Raw genomic sequence first — 18,323 nt, 5'->3', positions numbered from 1 at the left:
TGTGATCACGCACTTTAAAAGTGTGATCACAAAATACAATGCGATCATTCTATGTTAGCGTTTTCAACGTCGAAGCATTGTGATCACGAATCCCTGTAGATCAGCGAAAACCGGCAGATTGCTGCGTCACCTCGCGTAGCAGCTTTTTACGTATGCGCTCTGGGTAGTCTGCAAACCCTGAGGCCGACACGACAAAAGCCCCCTCTCCGAAGATGACGTTCTCAAAGAAGTAGGCCGTCAGATCCGGTTCACTTTCTTCAATAGCTATGGCGTTTACTGTCACGCCTCGATCTTTCAGAAGGCCATGAATCTGCGTCGGCTCAATCCCTTCGTTGGAAACCCCGTCTCCCGAGATATCAATCAGCAGTCGCCTGCACTCTGCCACTTCGTCAAACCGCAGCAGGGTGGCCTCTAAAGCTTCTCCGATCGCGGTTGAGAAGTTTCGCCAGACCCTTGGATCCTGCGCAACTTGATCAGCAAACTTCTCTAGAGCGATAAAGCTGTCGATTTTCGTCCACGGGATCGTCACTCGCTGGCGGGATTCGCCCGTCCATTGCACCAACATCAATTGCGCCTGCCCGCGCACCAAGGCCTCGGACACGATCGGGTCACGCAACCCAGCGGCGAGGCCATCCATCTGAATGCGGTATTCGCTGCTGTCGACAGAGCCAGAGACATCCACCGCCAAGGCCAGCGCCAGATCGCACGCCCAGGCGGGGCGTGTAAGGCACAGGAAAAGGGTGAGAAAGCGCAGAAACATGCCGCCACCCTAGCACGGATTGCGGTTGCTGTGTTCACATCACTGTAACCCGATTTTAGCGTTTCGGGTTAAACCTGTGACACGAATACCCTGCCACGCTTGCAGCGTTCTCGGGACATTCGTGTCACTTGATGATTCAGGTAAACCCGAAACGCTTTAGATCGGCATCAAGGCCCAATAGTCGAGGTCCAGCAGCACGTCCGACGTGTATTTTCCGTCTTCGCCGCGCAGCTCGAACGGCGCGCCGCCTTTGGTCGCAACCAAACGCAGACGGATTGCTCCAACCCCGGGCACGTCGGTTTCGGCCTTGTCCAGAACCTCGGACCACGCCTTGATCGTATCTCCTGCGAAACAGGGGTTGGCATGTGCGCCGCCATTCAGACCCACGATCATCTGCGCATTGGCGAGGCCGTTGAACGACAAGGCCCGCGCCATCGAGATCACGTGGCCCCCATAGATCAGGCGGCCTTCAGGGCGGAAGGTCAGGTCGAAATGCACCTTGGCCGTGTTCTGCCATAGGCGTGTGGCCAACATATGCTCAGCCTCTTCCACCGTCACGCCGTCCACGTGGTCAATGGTCTCGCCGATCTCATAGTCGCCCCAACGATGCGGCTCACCCGCCAGGGTGAAATCGTAATTCGAGAAATCAAGCCCCTCGGGGATGACCAGATCGCTCGGCTCCAGCACTTTCTTCAATTCGGGCACGAGTGTTTCCGGTGCCGGCGCATCCGGGTTTGCCTTGCGCACCATCACCCAGCGGACATATTCCATGACCACTTCGTCCAACTGGTTCAGACCGCGCGTCCGCACCCAGACCACTCCGGTCTTGCCGTTCGAGTTCTGCTTGACCCCGATCACCTCGGACACCGACCGCAGCGTGTCACCCGCATGAACCGGTAGCAGCCAACGCCCCTCGGCATAGCCCAGATTGGCCACTGCATTCAGCGAGATATCGGGCACCGTTTTGCCGAACACGACGTGGAAGGCCGCCAGATCATCAATCGGGCTTTCCTGCAAACCACAGGACCGCGCGAACTCATCCGAGGAATACAGCGCATGACGCGCAGGATAGAGCGCATGGTAGAGGCCGCGCTCTCCTTCCGTCACGGTGCGCGGGACGGCGTGCGGCAGCACCTGTCCGACGGAATAATCCTCAAAAAAGCGGCCCGGATTGGTTTTTGCCATTATTGCTGTCCCAGTTTCATCTCAGGTGAATAGTCCGCGTCGACCTCTTTGGTCACGGCCTGCGCGCACCGCATGACGTTGTTGGCCTGATCGAAGGCATAGGAGGGATCGCCATAAAGCTCCCACCCTTTTGCCAAGGCATCCGACACTTTGTGACAGAAGGCCGAGGTGTCCTCCTCGGTCAGCAGGCGATAGAGTTTTGCCATTCTTTAAGGTCCTTATCATCCAAATGGAGACGGGCCGACCAGCCCGTGGATATAGCCGATCACGCCCAGCAGCACGATCGAGGCAACAAAGAACATCGCGTCCATGCCATAGGTGCCGGGTTCGCCAGGGGTCCAGTCGGGTTCGGATTTGTTGATCACGATCACTTCGACCACAGCCCAGGCCAGCAAACCACCGAACAGGATGATCGACGCCAGATCGCCATTCACCAGCAGATGCGCAAAGGCCCACAGCTTGAACCCGCCCAGCATTGGATGGCGCAGCTTGTGCAGCAAGCGGCCTTTCTTAGGGGCCGGGCTCATCATGTAGATCGCGATCAGCACCAACAGGTTGTTGATATGGGTCATGAAGCTTGGCGGTGCCCAGACATAGATGAACTCGGTCATGCGGTAACCGAAGATCATCAACAAGATCGCGGCCACCAGCGCCAGCGCCACAGCCCCTTTGCCGCCATCGCCCATAGCCGCGCGTTGCGCAGGCATGACGCGTTTGAACAGATGTGCGGCCCACCATAGCGCCACACCAAGGATCAGAAGAACAAAGCCCATGCTGGCTTACCCCGCTTGCAAAGCTGAAATCGCCTCCGCTTTTGCCAGAATTTCGCGGGCAGTTACAACATGCAGGTTTTCAACGATCTTGCCGTCAACCACGGCAACACCCTGCCCTTGCGCCTCGGTTTCCTCAAACGCGCTGATCTGACGGCGGGCGAGGTCTATCTCGTCATCCGACGGGGCGAAGGCTGCATTGGTGACCTCAATCTGCGCCGGGTGGATCAGCGTCTTGCCATCAAAGCCCATATCGCGGCCCTGTTCGCATTCCGCTGTCAAACCGTCTGTGTCCTTGAAGGCGTTGTAGACGCCATCAACGATGATCAGCCCTTCGGCCTTGGCCGCCAGCAGACATAGGCCGAGCGAGGTCATCAGCGGCAGACGGTCGGGACAGAACCGGGTTTGCAGGTCCTTAGCCAGATCGTTGGTCCCCATCACGAAACCCGCCATCAGAGGATGCGCTGCAATCTCAGCTGCGTTCAGCATACCACGCGGGGTCTCCATCATGGCCCAGATCGGCAGGTCCCCTGTGATCGCGGCCAAAGCATCCACATCCGCCGCCGAGTTCACCTTGGGCAACAGAACCGCATCGGCATCCATCTCGCGCACGGCTTTGGCGTCATCTGCACCCCACGGAGTATCCAGCCCGTTGATGCGCACGATCTTGACCCGAGGGCCGTATCCGCCAGCGGCCAGCGCTGCCTTGAGCGTCTCGCGTGCATTGTCCTTTTCGTCGGCAGACACCGCATCTTCGAGATCGAAGATGATGGCATCAACCGGCAAGGTGCGGGCCTTGTCCAAGGCCCGGTCGCGCGAACCGGGAATGTAAAGAACCGAGCGATATGGGCGCTGACGCGGGTGCATTGGCCTCTCCCGTTGAAATAATATTGCGCAGAAAGGGGCATTTTTCTCAGGAAAGTTCAAGGTAAAAATCGCCGCAACGCAGCATAAATGACGCAACGCTCTTTGCTTTAACGCAATATCGCCCTCTTGACCGCAGGCTTTAGGCGACTGGTGACAGATGGGGTCAGAGATGAAGAAGACAGTTTTGAAGATGACAATCGGGCTGGGAATCATGGTCCTCGCGGCGCAACAGGTTCAGGCGCAGCCACGCAATTGCGCCCCTCGGGCCGATGTTTTGCAACGCCTTGCGGAAGACTATGGCGAAACGCGCCGGGGGATCGGCATTGCCCGCCAGGGTGCGGTGATGGAGCTGTTTGCCTCGGACCAATCTAGCAGCTGGACGATCACGGTGACCCTGCCGGACGGAATGACCTGCCTTGTAGCCTCGGGGCGGGCCTATGAGCAGATGGCCGATGTCCTGCCGCCAAACACCTAAGTCAGTGCGTCCCAGATCAACTTGCCTCCGGTCAGGGTCAGCAACACATAGGCGATACCAAAGAACAGGCGTTCGGACAGCATGAAATGCGCCCGGACGCCCAGCCAGGCTCCCAGAATGGCGAACGGGGTCAAAAGAAGATCCGCTAACGCCGTGTGCCAGGTGAACAGGCCGAGATAGGCGTAGGGCACGAATTTCGCTGCGTTGATCACCCAGAACACCAAAACGGTCGAGGCCTGAAACTCGGTCTTAGACAGGCGCTGGGACAACAGATAGACGGCAGCCGGTGGACCTCCTGCATGGCTGACGAAACTGGTAAACCCCGCGACAAGCCCCGCGAACAGACCAGCAGAGGCAGGCAACCGGCGGGTGAAGCCGCGTATCCAGCCTTTGCTTTGGGCGACGTGCCAGATCACGAACCCGACCGAGATCCCTCCGATCAGCAGGCGTAGCAGGTCGTCATCTGTCACGCGGTATAGCCAGGTGCCCAGCAGAACACCCGGAACCGCGCCCAGGATCAGCAGACGTGAATCCGGCCAACTCCAGCGTTTCCAATAGGGTCCCAGCGTGGCCACGTCGATCACCATCAGGATCGGCAGCATCAGCGCCAACGCCTGCCCCGGAGTCAGTATCAGAGCCAGAATCGACGACGACGCAAAGGCCACGCCCGAGCCAAACCCACCCTTCGAGATGCCCGCAAAGATCACCGCCGGGATCGCGACTGCAAAAAACATCAGGTTCAATTCAAACATGCAGCGTCCCGGGAATTGGCTTGTTTCACAGGCGGTTTAGCGCAACCGGATTGGGGATGGCAAACGGTATGCGGTGGCATGCCGCGCCGCAGGACCCTTGCGCAAAAGCCATTTAACGACTAGCAAACCCGCGATTTCAATACCGACCGGAGATATTCCAAATGGCCAGACCCAAGATTGCGCTGATCGGCGCTGGGAACATCGGCGGCACGCTTGCGCATCTTGCAGCTGTCAAAGAACTCGGTGACGTCGTCCTGTTTGACATCGCTGACGGACTGCCTCAGGGCAAGGCGCTCGACATCGCCGAGTCCGGCCCATCCGAAGGCTTTGACGCCGCAATGTCAGGTTCCAGCGACTATGCGGACATCGCAGGCGCGGACGTGTGCATCGTTACCGCAGGTGTCGCCCGCAAACCGGGGATGAGCCGCGATGACCTGCTGGGCATCAACCTGAAAGTTATGAAATCGGTCGGCGAAGGCATCGCAGCCCACGCGCCCGACGCGTTCGTGATCTGCATCACCAACCCACTGGACGCGATGGTCTGGGCTCTGCGCGAATTCTCAGGCCTGCCGCACAACAAAGTTTGCGGCATGGCTGGCGTTCTGGATTCCGCCCGATTCGCACATTTCCTGTCGGAAGAATTCAACGTCTCGATGCGCGACGTAACCGCCTTTGTTCTGGGCGGCCACGGCGACACCATGGTACCGTCGGTGCGCTATTCGACCGTCGCCGGCATCCCGCTGCCCGATCTGGTCGAGATGGGCTGGACCACGCAAGAGAAACTGGACGCAATCGTTCAGCGCACTCGTGATGGCGGTGCCGAAATCGTTGGCCTGCTGAAAACCGGCTCAGCCTTCTATGCGCCTGCGACCTCGGCGATCGAAATGGCCGAAGCCTACCTGAAAGATCAGAAGCGCGTTCTGCCCTGCGCGGCCTATTGCAACGGCGAGTTCGGCGTTGACGGCATGTATGTAGGCGTTCCGACCGTCATCGGTGCAGGAGGCATCGAGCGTATCGTCGACATCAAGTTGAACGAAGACGAACAAGCGGGCTTTGAAAACTCGGTCAACGCCGTGAAGGGCCTGATTGAGGCTTGCAAAGGCATCGACGGCTCGCTGACTTAAAAACAGGAATTGAGACAAATTCGGGCGGACTTTTTGGTCCACCCGAATTTGTTCGATGCTACCTGCTCTCACTCGCGTTTGCTTCGACTAGGGGCAACCCACCATAGTGCGCGGCAAGTCGTTGCTCGGTGCTTATGACACGCTGCTGTGAAAGCGGCTCATAGTCTGATGGTCGGTTCATTTCGAAAAAATGTGTGCCGCCTTCCCCTAAAAATGGCACCCTTGCGCAATCAGCCGATGCCTTTTGGACAATGTCAAAAACAGGCAGGCAACCTCTGCGTTCGGCCTCGTCAAACCGCAAAGACAATTCTACAAGCCGTCGACTGTTGAAAGGTGAAAGATAGAAGTGCTGCCACAAGGCGGGAAAAGATGCTCCGACTGTCGAATTATAGTAGACTTCTAAAAACATAAAGTCGGCTGCTTTTTCCATCGCATTGGCTGGAAGGGTAGCTTGCCATGCAAAAAAATCTCCTTCGAAATGCTTACAGATATCTGAATTGTACGATCGCCGAGGCACAATGAGCATCCGTTCAATCTGCCATTCCGCGTCACTCCACATGGCCTTGGGCTTAAACACATAGACAGCACGTAAAAGGTCGGTTTGATGCCCCCTCAAGATAAGGTGATCGGACGGAATAGCGTTGGTTGCTCCGGTCACATACTCTTTTGGAGGGGCGGTATCGGACCCGTGCGAAATCTGATAAGCTTGCGCCAGAAATCTCTGCTCCCAGCGCTTAGTTTCCTTCCCAAAACGCGTTCCCAAAACGACATGCGGAGTGTTTAGGCTTTTGGCAACCGCAGCACCGACATGGGCGTCTACTTTAGAATTGTAGTTTTTCACATGCGTGTAGAAAAAAGGAATTTTGTGCAAACTTTCGCGGCCAACTGCCGCCAAAATTCGACTATCTCTTCCTCCCGTAATCGGCATGGCGCACTTGTGGCGTTCGGTGATCTTATCAATGTTGAAAGCCAGTCGCTTGGTGATTTCGTCATAGGTTTCGGCATGGTTCGAATTTTCAAGCGAGAACACCTCATCTCTAGGCCAGAACCTTTCAACGTCAAATGTGTTTAGGTTCAGGTAGAAATTTGGGTTCAACCGCTTCACCTTTTCATCACAAGTGTGAAATAGCGAATACCGTGTGGGAAGTTCGGCTAAACAGTCCGCTTGATATCGAATGTTTGGAACAACCTCTCGGTCAATCGCGAGCAGCGGTGAACTTGCGACGCGCTGCGCGTCGCGTTCGTAAACCGCGCCAATCATTCCAACTGGATCGGTATACAGGCGCTCTTCACCGCCGATCTGCAGGAAAAAGGCGAACCGGCCTGCACACTCGTTCAAGTATCGCTCGAATTTTCTCCATGCATCGCCGTCTCGGGTCGAAAACGGCAGCATTTCATCGCCATCGATCAAACCTTCCGGACCAACAGCGACCCCCAGCAAATAGCCAACCACGAGCCCATCCGAATCCTCTAGTTCGCAAACTGGAAGATCCTGCCCGACATGCAGTTGTGACGCACCAAATTTCAAGCTCTTCAAAAAGCCGACACTAAGTCCGGTTTTGTCCAGAACATATTGGAACCTGAATACCTCGGGCAGGTAACGTCGCTTAAGACTCCAAAGCCGTTCCGCCTCAAGCATTGATCACTCCAAAATCAGGTACACTATTAGCATATCCTCTATAGGCAATGCCAACTGGCCAAGAAAGTGATTTTGCGCCAAAGCTGCGAAGGAACAAAATATTGAAAGAATCAGTCTGAATATTTGTGATCACACCTTAAAATACTGTGATCACAAATATGGAAAATCTTCGCTAAAAACCACTCCGAGTTCAAAAAAGCCTTTATAATTGCGCCCTAGACACCTCTATATCGGTTTAATCGTAGTCAGACGGGACAATTTCGATGAACATTCACGAATACCAAGCCAAGGCGCTTCTTCGCAGCTATGGCGCTCCGGTCTCCGACGGTCGCGCGGTTCTGCGCGCCGAGGAAGCCAAAACCGCAGCCGGTGAGCTGGACGGCCCTTTGTGGGTTGTGAAGGCGCAGATCCACGCAGGTGGACGCGGCAAAGGCAGCTTCAAAGAGGCCGACGCAGGTGAAAAGGGCGGTGTCCGTCTGACCAAGTCGGTGGAAGAAGCGGCCGAGGAAGCAAAGAAGATGCTGGGTCGCACTCTGGTCACCCACCAGACTGGTCCCGCGGGCAAGCAGGTCAACCGCATCTATATCGAAGCCGGTTCCGGCATCGAGCGAGAACTGTATCTGGCCCTGCTGGTAGATCGCCAAACCAGCCGCATCTCTTTTGTCTGCTCGACCGAAGGTGGTATGGATATCGAAGAAGTGGCCGCGTCCACGCCTGAGAAAATCCTCTCATTCTCGGTGGACCCTGTGACCGGCTATCAGGCCTATCACGGCCGCCGCATCGCGTTCTCGCTGGGTCTGGAAGGCGCGCAGGTCAAACAATGTGTGCGCCTGATGGGCATCCTCTACAAAGCCTTCGTCGAGAAGGACATGGAGATGCTGGAGATTAACCCGCTGATCGTCTCAGACAGCGGCGACCTCAAGGTGCTGGACGCCAAAGTCGGCTTTGACGGCAACGCAGTTTACCGCCATCCCGACATCTCCGAGCTGCGCGACGAGACCGAGGAAGACCCCAAGGAACTCGAAGCCTCCAAATACGACCTGAACTACATCGCGCTGGATGGTGAGATCGGCTGCATGGTCAACGGTGCTGGTCTGGCGATGGCGACGATGGACATCATCAAACTCTACGGTGCCGAGCCGGCCAACTTCCTCGACGTGGGCGGCGGTGCGACCAAAGAGAAAGTGACCGAGGCGTTCAAGATCATCACCTCGGACCCGAACGTCAAAGGCATTCTGGTCAACATCTTCGGCGGCATCATGCGTTGTGACGTCATCGCCGAGGGCGTTGTTGCCGCGGTGAAAGAGGTCGGCCTGCAGGTTCCGCTGGTCGTGCGTCTGGAAGGCACGAACGTTGAGAAAGGCAAAGAGATCATCAACACCTCTGGCCTAGACGTGATCGCGGCGGACAACCTAAAAGACGGTGCCGAGAAGATCGTGAAAGCCGTGAAAGGCTAAGCCCAATTCCGTGGAGTGGGTTTCGCCCCACTTTTCCGAAGAATTCTGGCAGGCCCTGGCCCGCCTTAAATAGGAGAACGCCAAATGGCAGTCCTCATCGACGAAAATACCAAAGTGATCTGTCAGGGCTTTACTGGCTCGCAGGGCACATTCCACTCTGAACAAGCCATTGCATATGGCACTAAAATGGTCGGCGGCGTGACCCCCGGCAAAGGCGGGATGGAGCATTTGGGCCTGCCCGTGTTCAACTCGGTCCACGAAGCCAAGCACGTGACCGAAGCCAATGCCTCAGTGATCTACGTGCCGCCGCCCTTCGCGGCTGACTCGATCCTCGAAGCAATTGACGCCGAGATGGAAGTGATCGTCTGCATCACCGAAGGCATTCCGGTTCTGGACATGATGAAGGTGAAGCGCGCGCTCGAAGGCAGCAAATCGCGCCTCATCGGCCCGAACTGCCCCGGCGTCATCACACCTGACGCCTGCAAGATCGGCATCATGCCCGGCCACATCCACAAGCGTGGCTCGGTCGGCGTTGTGTCCCGTTCGGGCACTCTTACCTATGAGGCCGTCAAGCAGACCACCGATGTGGGTCTGGGCCAGTCCACCTGCGTTGGTATCGGCGGCGACCCGATCAAAGGCACCGAGCATATCGACGTGCTGGAATGGTTCCTGGCGGATGACGAGACCCACTCGATCATCATGATCGGTGAGATCGGTGGCTCGGCCGAAGAAGAAGCCGCACAGTTCCTGGCGGATGAGGCCAAGAAGGGCCGCAAGAAGCCGGTTGCCGGTTTCATCGCAGGCCGCACAGCCCCTCCGGGACGCCGCATGGGCCATGCAGGCGCGATTGTCGCGGGCGGCAAAGGCGGCGCCGAGGACAAGATCGAAGCCATGCGCTCGGCCGGTATCGTTGTGGCAGAAAGCCCGGCAACGCTGGGTGAGGCCGTGCTGGAAGCGATTGGGTAAATGATCAACTGCCGGGCATACGCTCTAAGGGCGGCGCCCGAAAAAAGGGTGGGCGCGTTGCGTCCATCCTTCTCATCTTTAGCTTGGCTGTGGTCTTCGTTCGCGACTGCGATGTTCGCATTTTCTACCGCTGGGCAAGCCAAAGCAATGGAATGTGAAGTTCGAATTGGCTGGTCCAGTGAGGGTCAGTTTATTCAGGACGAGGCTTGCGGCATACACAACGTTGCCAAGGCAAAAGGTTTTTTTGACCTCGAGCTATCGGGGAGCAAAAAATACCAGTTCCGCTTTCGCGCAAACAAAGAATCCACCAAGGATGAAATAGTGCAACGCGTTGGTTATGTTTGCGATTTGATAGGCAGCGACAGGGCCGTTTTCTCAGCCAATCGCGGAAGGGAGCGTGCGCTGATCGTTTCTTTTTCATGTGACGACGCAAGGGGGTGAATTGACTGCAATGACCTTCTCCGACGCCATCCGCACTTGTTTCTCGAAGTTCTTTACTTTCTCGGGTCGTGCCTCGCGGACCGAGTATTGGTTCTTTTTCCTGTTCATCGTGATCTGGAGCATTCTCGCCGGGATCATTGATGCGCAGTTCTTCACTCAGGTCTCGGTGACTGAGGGGGACGGCGTGAAATCCGTCACCGCCACATCCCGTCAACCGGTGCAAAGCATCGTCAGCCTGATTGTGTTCTTCCCGCATCTGGCCGTCGCGTGGCGGCGGATGCACGATTCCGGGCGCAGTGGGCTTTACGCTCTGTTGCCGATCCTGCTGATCCTCGGGGCCTTCGCGGTTCTGATTTTCGGCATCGGCCTTGCCTCAAGTTTCCAGCATGGCGGTAATCTGGACATTCTGTTCACACGTGCCACTCTGCTGATCGTCATTCCGACACTGCTTGTTTTATTTGTGTCGCCCCTCCTGGTTCTGTGGTGGCTGACCCGCCCGTCTCAACCAGGCACCAACCAATACGGTCCCAACCCATATGAGGTAGCCCAATGACCGAACATACGCCCAATTCCGCGTTCCATGCCTCAAGCTTTATGCAAGGCCACAATGCCGAGTATCTGGAGCAGCTCTATGCCCAATACACCAAGAACCCCGGGGCGGTGGATGCCGCTTGGGCCGAGTTCTTTAAGGCAATGGGTGACGCTTCTCCGGATGTTCAGCGCGAGGCCGAGGGGCCATCCTGGGCGCGGACCGACTGGCCGCCGATGCCTGCGGATGATCTGACTGGGGCGCTGACCGGTGAGTGGGCCGAGATCGATGCCAAGGCTGCGGGCAAGAAGATCAAGGAAAAAGCGGCAGACAAGGGCGTAGAGGTCAGCGATGACCAGATCAAGCGCGCCGTGCTGGACAGCTTGCGAGCGCTGATGCTGATCCGGGCCTACCGGATCCGGGGCCATCTGGCCGCCGATCTGGACCCGCTGGGGATGCGCGCGGCCAGCACACATCCGGAACTCGATCCGAAGACCTATGGCTTTACCGAAGCCGACATGGACCGGCCGATCTTTATCGACAATGTTTTGGGCCTGCAGATGGCTTCGATGCGGCAGATCGTCGAGATCGTGAAGCGGACCTACTGCGGCACCTTCGCGCTGCAATACATGCATATCTCAGACCCGGAACAAGCCGCGTGGCTGAAGGAGCGGATCGAAGGTTACGGCAAGGAAATCGCCTTTACCAAGGAAGGCCGTAAGGCGATCCTGAACAAGATGGTCGAGGCCGAGGGTTTCGAGAAATTCCTGCATGTCAAATACATGGGCACCAAACGGTTCGGTTTGGATGGTGGCGAAAGCCTGATCCCGGCAATGGAGCAGATTATTAAACGCGGTGGCGCACTGGGCGTCAGCGACATTGTCATCGGCATGCCGCACAGAGGCCGTTTGAACATCCTGGCCAACGTGATGGGCAAACCCTACCGCGCGATTTTCAATGAGTTCCAGGGCGGCAGCTTTAAGCCTGAAGATGTGGATGGCTCTGGCGATGTGAAATATCATCTCGGTGCCTCCAGCGACCGTGAGTTTGACGGCAACAGCGTCCACCTGTCGCTTACTGCCAACCCCTCGCACCTTGAAGCGGTGAACCCGGTGGTTCTGGGCAAGGTCCGCGCCAAACAGGATCAGTTGAACGACACCGACCGCACCAAGGTTATGGGCATCCTGCTGCACGGTGACGCGGCCTTTGCTGGTCAGGGTGTGGTCGCCGAAGGGTTTGGTCTGTCCGGCCTCAAGGGCCACAAAACCGGCGGCACTATGCATATCGTCGTGAACAACCAGATCGGCTTTACCACTGCGCCGCACTTCTCGCGCTCCAGCCCATATCCGACAGATATCGCGCTGATGGTTGAAGCGCCAATATTCCACGTGAACGGCGACGACCCCGAGGCGGTTGTTCACGCCGCCAAAGTCGCGACAGAGTTCCGCCAGAAGTTCCACAAGGACGTGGTCATCGATATCTTCTGCTACCGCCGGTTTGGTCACAACGAGGGCGATGAGCCCATGTTCACCAACCCGATCATGTACAAGAAGATCAAGACGCATAAGACCACTCTGTCGCTCTATACCGAGCGTCTGGTCAAAGACGGCCTGATCCCCGAAGGCGAGATCGAGGATATGAAGGCCGCCTTCCAGGCCCATCTGAATAATGAGTTCGAGGCCGGCAAAGACTACAAACCCAATAAGGCCGACTGGCTGGATGGGCGCTGGTCGCATCTGGACAAGAACAAAGAGGACTACGTGCGCGGCGAAACCGCCATCGCCCCGGCGACTCTGGCCGAGATCGGCAACGCGCTCACCCACGCCCCTGCGGATATTGCGGTACACAAAACCGTTGCGCGTCTGCTGGATCACAAGAAACAGATGTTCGACAGCGGCAAAGGCTTTGACTGGGCCACAGGTGAAGCGCTGGCCTTTGGCTCGTTGCTGACCGAGGGCTTTCCAGTTCGACTGTCCGGTCAGGACGCGACGCGCGGTACGTTCAGCCAACGTCACTCGGGCTTTGTCCATCAGGATACGGAAGAGCGGTTTTATCCGCTGAACAACATCCGCGCGGGACAGTCGCATTACGAAGTGATCGACTCGATGCTGTCCGAATATGCGGTTCTGGGTTTTGAGTACGGCTACTCGCTGGCCGAACCCAACGCTCTGGTCCTTTGGGAGGCGCAGTTTGGCGACTTCGCCAACGGTGCGCAGATCATGTTCGATCAGTTCATCAGCTCGGGTGAAAGCAAATGGCTGCGGATGTCCGGTCTTGTGACGCTGCTGCCGCACGGGTTCGAAGGTCAAGGCCCCGAACACAGCTCGGCGCGGTTGGAGCGGTTCCTGCAGATGTGCGGTCAGGACAACTGGATCGTGGCGAACTGCACGACACCGGCGAACTACTTCCACATCCTGCGCCGCCAACTGCACCGTACCTTCCGTAAACCGCTGATCCTGGTGACCCCGAAATCGTTGCTGCGTCACAAGCTGGCAGTCAGCACGGCCGAGGATTTCACCACCGGCTCCAGCTTCCACCGGGTGCTGTGGGACGATGCGCAGCAGGGCAACTCAGACACCAAGCTGGCCGCGGACGACAAGATCAAGCGCGTGGTTCTGTGTTCCGGCAAGGTCTATTACGACCTGCTGGAGGAACGCGACGCCCGTGGTATCGACGACGTCTACCTGATGCGGATCGAGCAGTATTACCCGTTCCCGGCGCACTCGTTGATCAACGAGCTTGAGCGCTTCAAAGGGGCTGAGATCGTCTGGTGCCAGGAAGAGCCTAAAAACCAAGGTGCCTGGACCTTCATCGAGCCAAATATCGAATGGGTGCTGACCCGTATCGGCGCCAAACATACACGGCCGCTCTATGTCGGCCGCGCAACCTCGGCCTCGCCTGCGACGGGTCTGGCCAGCCAACACAAAGCTCAACAAGAAGCGCTCGTGAACGAAGCGCTGAGCCTCGAAGGAAAGTAAACGATGACCATTGAAGTTCGTGTTCCCACGTTAGGCGAGTCTGTTACCGAAGCCACGGTTGCGACCTGGTTCAAGAAACCCGGTGATGCCGTGGCCGTGGATGAGATGCTCTGTGAGCTTGAAACCGATAAGGTGACGGTCGAAGTGCCCGCCCCCGCCGCTGGCGTCATGGGCGAGATTGTTGCCGTCGAAGGAGAGACCGTGGGCGTCGACGCCCTGCTGGCGACCATCGCCGCAGGCGAAGGCGCATCCCCTGCTCCGGCAGCAGCAGCGCCCGCCCCAGCGGCCGCTCCGGCAGCGTCGGGTGGCAGTGTTGATGTGATGGTGCCCACGCTGGGTGAATCGGTCACCGAAGCCACCGTCTCGACCTGGTTCAAACAGGTTGGTGACGCGGTCGCGCAGGACGAGATGCTGTGTGAGCTGGAGACCGACAAGGTCTCGGTCGAGGTTCCCGCCCCTGCCGCTGGTGTTCTGGCGGAAATCACAGCGCCCGAAGGCACAACCGTGGACGCCTCGGCCAAACTGGCCGTGATCTCGGGCTCCGGCGCGGCGGCAGCCCCTGCACCCGCCCCTGCCGCCACGGCAGCCCCAGCAGCAACAGCAACCGGCAAGGATGTCGCCAACGCTCCGTCGGCAGAGAAAGCCATGGCCGAGGCCGGTCTGTCCGCAGCTCAAGTCTCTGGCACCGGACGTGATGGTCGCATCATGAAGGAAGACGTGGCCCGCGCCGTGGCAACGGCTGCTGCACCCGCGCCTGCTGCCGCTCCGGCTCCAGCCCCTGCGCCGCGTGCGCCTGTGGCTGCCGATGACGCCGCGCGCGAAGAGCGGGTCAAGATGACACGCCTGCGCCAGACCATCGCCAAGCGTCTGAAAGACAGCCAGAACACCGCCGCCATGCTGACCACCTATAACGAGGTGGACATGACCGAGGTGATGGCCCTGCGCAGCCAGTACAAAGACCAGTTCGAGAAGAAGCACGGCGTGCGTCTAGGCTTTATGTCATTCTTCACCAAGGCCTGCTGCCACGCGCTGAAAGAAGTGCCCGAGGTGAATGCCGAGATCGACGGCACCGACATCGTCTACAAGAACTTCGTCCATATGGGTGTCGCCGCCGGTACACCTACAGGTCTGGTGGTTCCGGTCATCCGCGATGCGGACTCGATGTCTTTTGCAGCGATCGAAAAGGCCATCGCCGAGAAAGGCAAACGCGCCCGTGACGGCAAGCTGAGCATGGCCGAGATGCAAGGCGGCACCTTCACCATCTCGAACGGAGGCGTCTATGGCTCGCTGATGTCTTCGCCGATCCTGAACCCCCCGCAATCGGGTATTCTGGGCATGCACAAGATTCAGGACCGCCCGATGGCGATCAACGGTCAGGTTGTGATCCGTCCGATGATGTATCTGGCGCTGTCTTATGACCACCGGATCGTTGACGGCAAAGGCGCGGTGACCTTCCTTGTCCGCGTGAAAGAGGCGCTGGAAGACCCGCGCCGCCTACTGATGGATCTGTAATCATGGCAACGCATGTTCTGTGGCAAGCCGATGTTGCCGACTTTGATGCCTGGCTGAAGGTGTTTCGCGAAGACATTGCGATGCGCCAGGCCGCCGGCATCCACGACCTGCATGTCTGGCGTGACCCCGATCAAAAGGATCACGCCATCGCCATGTTCGAAGTGGATGACATACAAAAAGCCCGCGCTTTCTTCGACTCGGAAGAGCTGGCCATGCATCTCGAACGCGGTGGGGTCGCCCATATCCAGGTGAAACTTCTGGACCCGGTCTTACCGTAAAAAACTCTACTGTGTGCGGGACCGCCCCGAACACAGCCCCGCAAATACACGTGAAGCGCGCCTGCTATTGATGTCAGAGAATGCTAACCGACAAACGGACTCTGGTTGAAAAAGGATACTCGTCATGTCTTCCGAACTTTCCATTCTCGCTCTGTACGGCCTTCTGATCGTCGCAGTAGTTCTGTTGAATGTGCTGACAGCCATGTCGCAGGTCGGGTTGATGACATTGGGTGGCGCACGAGATGATATGCCCGCCCTGACCGGCGTTGCGGGCCGGGTCGAGCGGGCTCTGACCAATTCAGTCGTCGCCATGGCCTTGTTTGCACCTGCCATTCTGATCCTGTCCGCCAAGGACGCTTTCACCTCCGGATCGCTGCTGGCCGCGCAGATTTTTCTGATCGCGCGTGTCGTTTTCGTTCCGGTCTACGCTTTCGCAATCCCGGTTCCCTTCCTGCGCACGATCGTGTGGATGGCTGGGTTTCTTGCGACGATCTACCTTTACCTGCTAGCCCTATAGCTTAGTACGCCGCACCCAGAAGCGGCCAAGACACACCAAGGAGTGCCCTCAATGTCCAGCTATGACGTCATCGTAATCGGAGCCGGTCCCGGCGGCTATGTCTGTGCCATCCGCTGCGCCCAGCTGGGTCTGAAAACCGCCGTTGTCGAAGGGCGTGAGACGCTGGGCGGCACCTGCCTGAACGTTGGCTGCATCCCGTCCAAGGCGTTGTTGCATGCCTCTCATCAGCTGCACGAGGCCGAGCATAACTTTGCCAAGATGGGTTTGAAGGGCAAATCTCCGTCCGTCGACTGGAAACAGATGCAGGCCTACAAGGACGAGGTGATCGAGGGCAACACCAAGGGCATCGAGTTCCTCTTCAAGAAGAACAAGATCGACTGGTTGAAAGGCTGGGGGTCAATCCCGGCTGCCGGCAAGGTCAAAGTGGGTGATGAGGTTCACGACACCAAGAACATCATCATCGCATCAGGCTCCGAGCCGTCGGCCCTGCCGGGCGTTGAAGTTGACGAGAAGGTCGTTGTGACCTCGACCGGGGCGCTATCGCTGGGGAAGATCCCGAAGAAGATGGTGGTGATTGGTGCCGGTGTGATAGGTCTGGAACTGGGGTCGGTCTACAGCCGTCTGGGTGCTGAAGTGACGGTGATCGAATTCCTCAAGGAGATCACGCCGGGCATGGACCCCGAGGTACAGAAGACCTTCCAGCGTATCCTCAAGAAACAGGGCCTGAACTTTGTGATGGGTGCGGCGGTACAAAAGACCGAAGCGTCGAAAACCAAAGCGAAAGTCACCTACAAGCTACTCAAGGATGACAGTGAACATGTGATTGAAGCCGATACCGTCCTGGTCGCCACCGGTCGCAAGCCATACTCGGACGGATTGGGGCTGGATGCGCTGGGTGTCGAGATGACGCCGCGCGGTCAGATCAAGGTCGGCGCGGACTGGCAGACCAACGTGCCGGGCATCTACGCGATTGGAGACGTCACCGAAGGCCCGATGCTGGCGCACAAGGCCGAAGACGAAGGTATGGCCGCAGCCGAGCAGGTCGCAGGCAAGCACGGCCACGTAAACTACGGCGTCATCCCCGGCGTGATCTACACCTGGCCCGAAGTTGCCAATGTGGGTGAAACCGAGGCGACACTGAAAGAACAGGGCCGCGCCTACAAAGTCGGCAAATTCATGTTCATGGGCAATGGCCGGGCCAAGGCCAACTTTGCCTCTGACGGATTCGTCAAGATTCTGGCCGACAAGGAAACCGACCGGATTCTGGGTGCGCATATCATCGGCCCCGCTGCAGGCGATCTGATCCACGAGGTTTGCGTTGCGATGGAATTCGGTGCCTCAGCCGAAGATCTGGCGCTGACCTGTCACGCCCACCCGACCTATTCGGAAGCCGTGCGTGAGGCCGCTCTGGCCTGTGGTGACGGCCCAATTCACAGCTAAAGGTCTCTGACCCCGGCGGCGATCAGCCTGTCGGGGTCAACCAGGCATTCAGGTAAGTTTCAAGCCTGTCGGTGAAGGTTGTCGCCGAATGCAACGCGCAGAACCTGAGAGACATGGCCTGAATCGCAAAGGCCTGAACACCTTCGGCCAAAAGTTCGGACGGCACATCCTTGCGCGTCTCGGCCACTTCAAGCCACATCATCACCACCCGGAAATACCGCTCAAAGCAATAGGCGATCGGCCCAACATCCGCGATGGCGGTTGCGCCGGAATACCGGATCAGCAGATCGAAAACATACCGTTCGGACATCATGAAGCCGTGGACCGGTTCCAAGGCAGCGATAAGCTGTTTTACGTTTTTGGGCGATGTCCCCGCCTCGGCCTGATCCAGACACGCATTCAATCTGTCCGCGATCAGGATTTCCATTAACGCGTCCTTGTCGCGAAAATGTGCAAAGAAGGTGCCCTTGGCGACACCAGCCGTCTGCACCACCTCTTCCACCCGAAGGCCCTCATACCCGCTTTTCTGAATCAACTCTTCCGACACCGCCATCAGGCGGGCGCGGGTTTTCAACGTGCGTTTCTGGACTGTCTTTTGCATGAGGCCAGATTGCATGTTTTTTGACCGCGGTC

Annotated in this window: 19 protein-coding genes; 11 read left to right on the top strand and 8 right to left on the bottom strand. The window is 57.8% G+C overall.

The window, feature by feature from the left end; all coding sequences use genetic code 11:
• Positions 1-100: 100 nt before the first annotated feature.
• The 5 genes from ACRZ95_RS14815 to ACRZ95_RS14795 form a co-directional block, all read right to left on the bottom strand.
• The gene (locus ACRZ95_RS14815) at positions 101-760 is read right to left on the bottom strand and encodes a DUF1194 domain-containing protein (protein ID WP_170468976.1); all 660 of its coding nucleotides are present in this window, start codon (positions 758-760) and stop codon (positions 101-103) included.
• Between the two features lie 156 nt (positions 761-916).
• The gene (locus ACRZ95_RS14810; RefSeq protein WP_170678749.1) at positions 917-1,945 is read right to left on the bottom strand and encodes a MaoC family dehydratase; all 1,029 of its coding nucleotides are present in this window, start codon (positions 1,943-1,945) and stop codon (positions 917-919) included.
• Positions 1,945-2,151, bottom strand: a complete 207-nt coding sequence (locus ACRZ95_RS14805) for a DUF1737 domain-containing protein (RefSeq protein WP_170378966.1) — start codon at positions 2,149-2,151, stop codon at positions 1,945-1,947. The genes ACRZ95_RS14810 and ACRZ95_RS14805 overlap by 1 nt, the downstream gene beginning before the upstream one ends.
• Positions 2,152-2,166: 15 nt before the next feature.
• On the bottom strand, positions 2,167-2,718 hold the full coding sequence (locus ACRZ95_RS14800) for an NnrU family protein (RefSeq protein ID WP_170378968.1): 552 nt from the start codon (positions 2,716-2,718) through the stop codon (positions 2,167-2,169).
• Between the two features lie 6 nt (positions 2,719-2,724).
• A complete protein-coding gene (locus tag ACRZ95_RS14795) occupies positions 2,725-3,582 on the bottom strand; it encodes an HpcH/HpaI aldolase/citrate lyase family protein (RefSeq protein ID WP_170678747.1) in 858 nt (285 codons plus the stop codon).
• A gap of 169 nt (positions 3,583-3,751) precedes the next feature.
• Here ACRZ95_RS14795 and ACRZ95_RS14790 point away from each other — a divergent pair, with 169 nt between their 5' ends.
• Positions 3,752-4,057 carry a hypothetical protein gene (locus tag ACRZ95_RS14790; RefSeq protein WP_170378971.1) on the top strand — a complete coding sequence of 102 codons (306 nt, stop codon included), beginning with the start codon at positions 3,752-3,754 and terminating at the stop codon, positions 4,055-4,057.
• Here ACRZ95_RS14790 and ACRZ95_RS14785 read toward each other — a convergent pair.
• Positions 4,054-4,809, bottom strand: a complete 756-nt coding sequence (locus tag ACRZ95_RS14785) for a sulfite exporter TauE/SafE family protein (RefSeq protein WP_170378973.1) — start codon at positions 4,807-4,809, stop codon at positions 4,054-4,056. The two genes, ACRZ95_RS14790 and ACRZ95_RS14785, sit on opposite strands and share 4 nt — an antisense overlap.
• Before the next feature lie 161 nt (positions 4,810-4,970).
• Here ACRZ95_RS14785 and mdh point away from each other — a divergent pair, with 161 nt between their 5' ends.
• On the top strand, positions 4,971-5,933 hold the full coding sequence (gene mdh, locus ACRZ95_RS14780; protein WP_170468993.1) for a malate dehydrogenase: 963 nt from the start codon (positions 4,971-4,973) through the stop codon (positions 5,931-5,933).
• Between the two features lie 58 nt (positions 5,934-5,991).
• Here mdh and ACRZ95_RS14775 read toward each other — a convergent pair whose 3' ends face one another.
• Positions 5,992-7,572 carry a hypothetical protein gene (locus ACRZ95_RS14775; protein WP_170553556.1) on the bottom strand — a complete coding sequence of 527 codons (1,581 nt, stop codon included), beginning with the start codon at positions 7,570-7,572 and terminating at the stop codon, positions 5,992-5,994.
• A 263-nt stretch (positions 7,573-7,835) separates the two neighbouring features.
• Here ACRZ95_RS14775 and sucC point away from each other — a divergent pair, with 263 nt between their 5' ends.
• From sucC to lpdA, 9 genes are all read left to right on the top strand, one after another.
• Complete coding sequence (gene sucC / locus ACRZ95_RS14770) at positions 7,836-9,029, top strand: ADP-forming succinate--CoA ligase subunit beta (RefSeq protein ID WP_170678745.1); 1,194 nt, start codon at positions 7,836-7,838, stop codon at positions 9,027-9,029.
• Between the two features lie 84 nt (positions 9,030-9,113).
• Positions 9,114-9,995, top strand: a complete 882-nt coding sequence (gene sucD / locus ACRZ95_RS14765) for a succinate--CoA ligase subunit alpha (RefSeq protein ID WP_170378979.1) — start codon at positions 9,114-9,116, stop codon at positions 9,993-9,995.
• On the top strand, positions 9,996-10,436 hold the full coding sequence (locus tag ACRZ95_RS14760) for a hypothetical protein (protein ID WP_170678743.1): 441 nt from the start codon (positions 9,996-9,998) through the stop codon (positions 10,434-10,436). It abuts the gene before it with no gap.
• A gap of 10 nt (positions 10,437-10,446) precedes the next feature.
• Positions 10,447-10,989 (top strand): DUF805 domain-containing protein, encoded by a 543-nt coding sequence (locus ACRZ95_RS14755; RefSeq protein ID WP_170553562.1) that lies wholly within the window; start codon positions 10,447-10,449, stop codon positions 10,987-10,989.
• Positions 10,986-13,943, top strand: coding sequence for a 2-oxoglutarate dehydrogenase E1 component (locus tag ACRZ95_RS14750; RefSeq protein ID WP_170678741.1), 2,958 nt, complete (start codon positions 10,986-10,988; stop codon positions 13,941-13,943). Before ACRZ95_RS14755 ends, ACRZ95_RS14750 begins: the two co-directional genes overlap by 4 nt.
• Before the next feature lie 3 nt (positions 13,944-13,946).
• A complete protein-coding gene (gene odhB / locus ACRZ95_RS14745) occupies positions 13,947-15,455 on the top strand; it encodes a 2-oxoglutarate dehydrogenase complex dihydrolipoyllysine-residue succinyltransferase (protein ID WP_170678739.1) in 1,509 nt (502 codons plus the stop codon).
• Between the two features lie 2 nt (positions 15,456-15,457).
• Positions 15,458-15,733, top strand: coding sequence for a hypothetical protein (locus tag ACRZ95_RS14740; protein ID WP_170469015.1), 276 nt, complete (start codon positions 15,458-15,460; stop codon positions 15,731-15,733).
• Between the two features lie 124 nt (positions 15,734-15,857).
• Positions 15,858-16,250, top strand: a complete 393-nt coding sequence (locus ACRZ95_RS14735) for an MAPEG family protein (RefSeq protein WP_170678737.1) — start codon at positions 15,858-15,860, stop codon at positions 16,248-16,250.
• A 51-nt stretch (positions 16,251-16,301) separates the two neighbouring features.
• Positions 16,302-17,690: a dihydrolipoyl dehydrogenase gene (gene lpdA / locus ACRZ95_RS14730; protein WP_170666822.1), complete on the top strand. Its 1,389-nt coding sequence runs from the start codon at positions 16,302-16,304 to the stop codon at positions 17,688-17,690.
• A gap of 22 nt (positions 17,691-17,712) precedes the next feature.
• On the opposite strand, the gene ACRZ95_RS14725 is transcribed toward lpdA, so the two are convergent.
• Positions 17,713-18,291, bottom strand: a complete 579-nt coding sequence (locus tag ACRZ95_RS14725; RefSeq protein ID WP_170678735.1) for a TetR/AcrR family transcriptional regulator — start codon at positions 18,289-18,291, stop codon at positions 17,713-17,715.
• Positions 18,292-18,323 lie beyond the last annotated feature (32 nt).

Source organism: Ruegeria sp. AI3, assembly GCF_056541245.1.
This window is presented reverse-complemented; position numbering and strand designations above follow the sequence as displayed.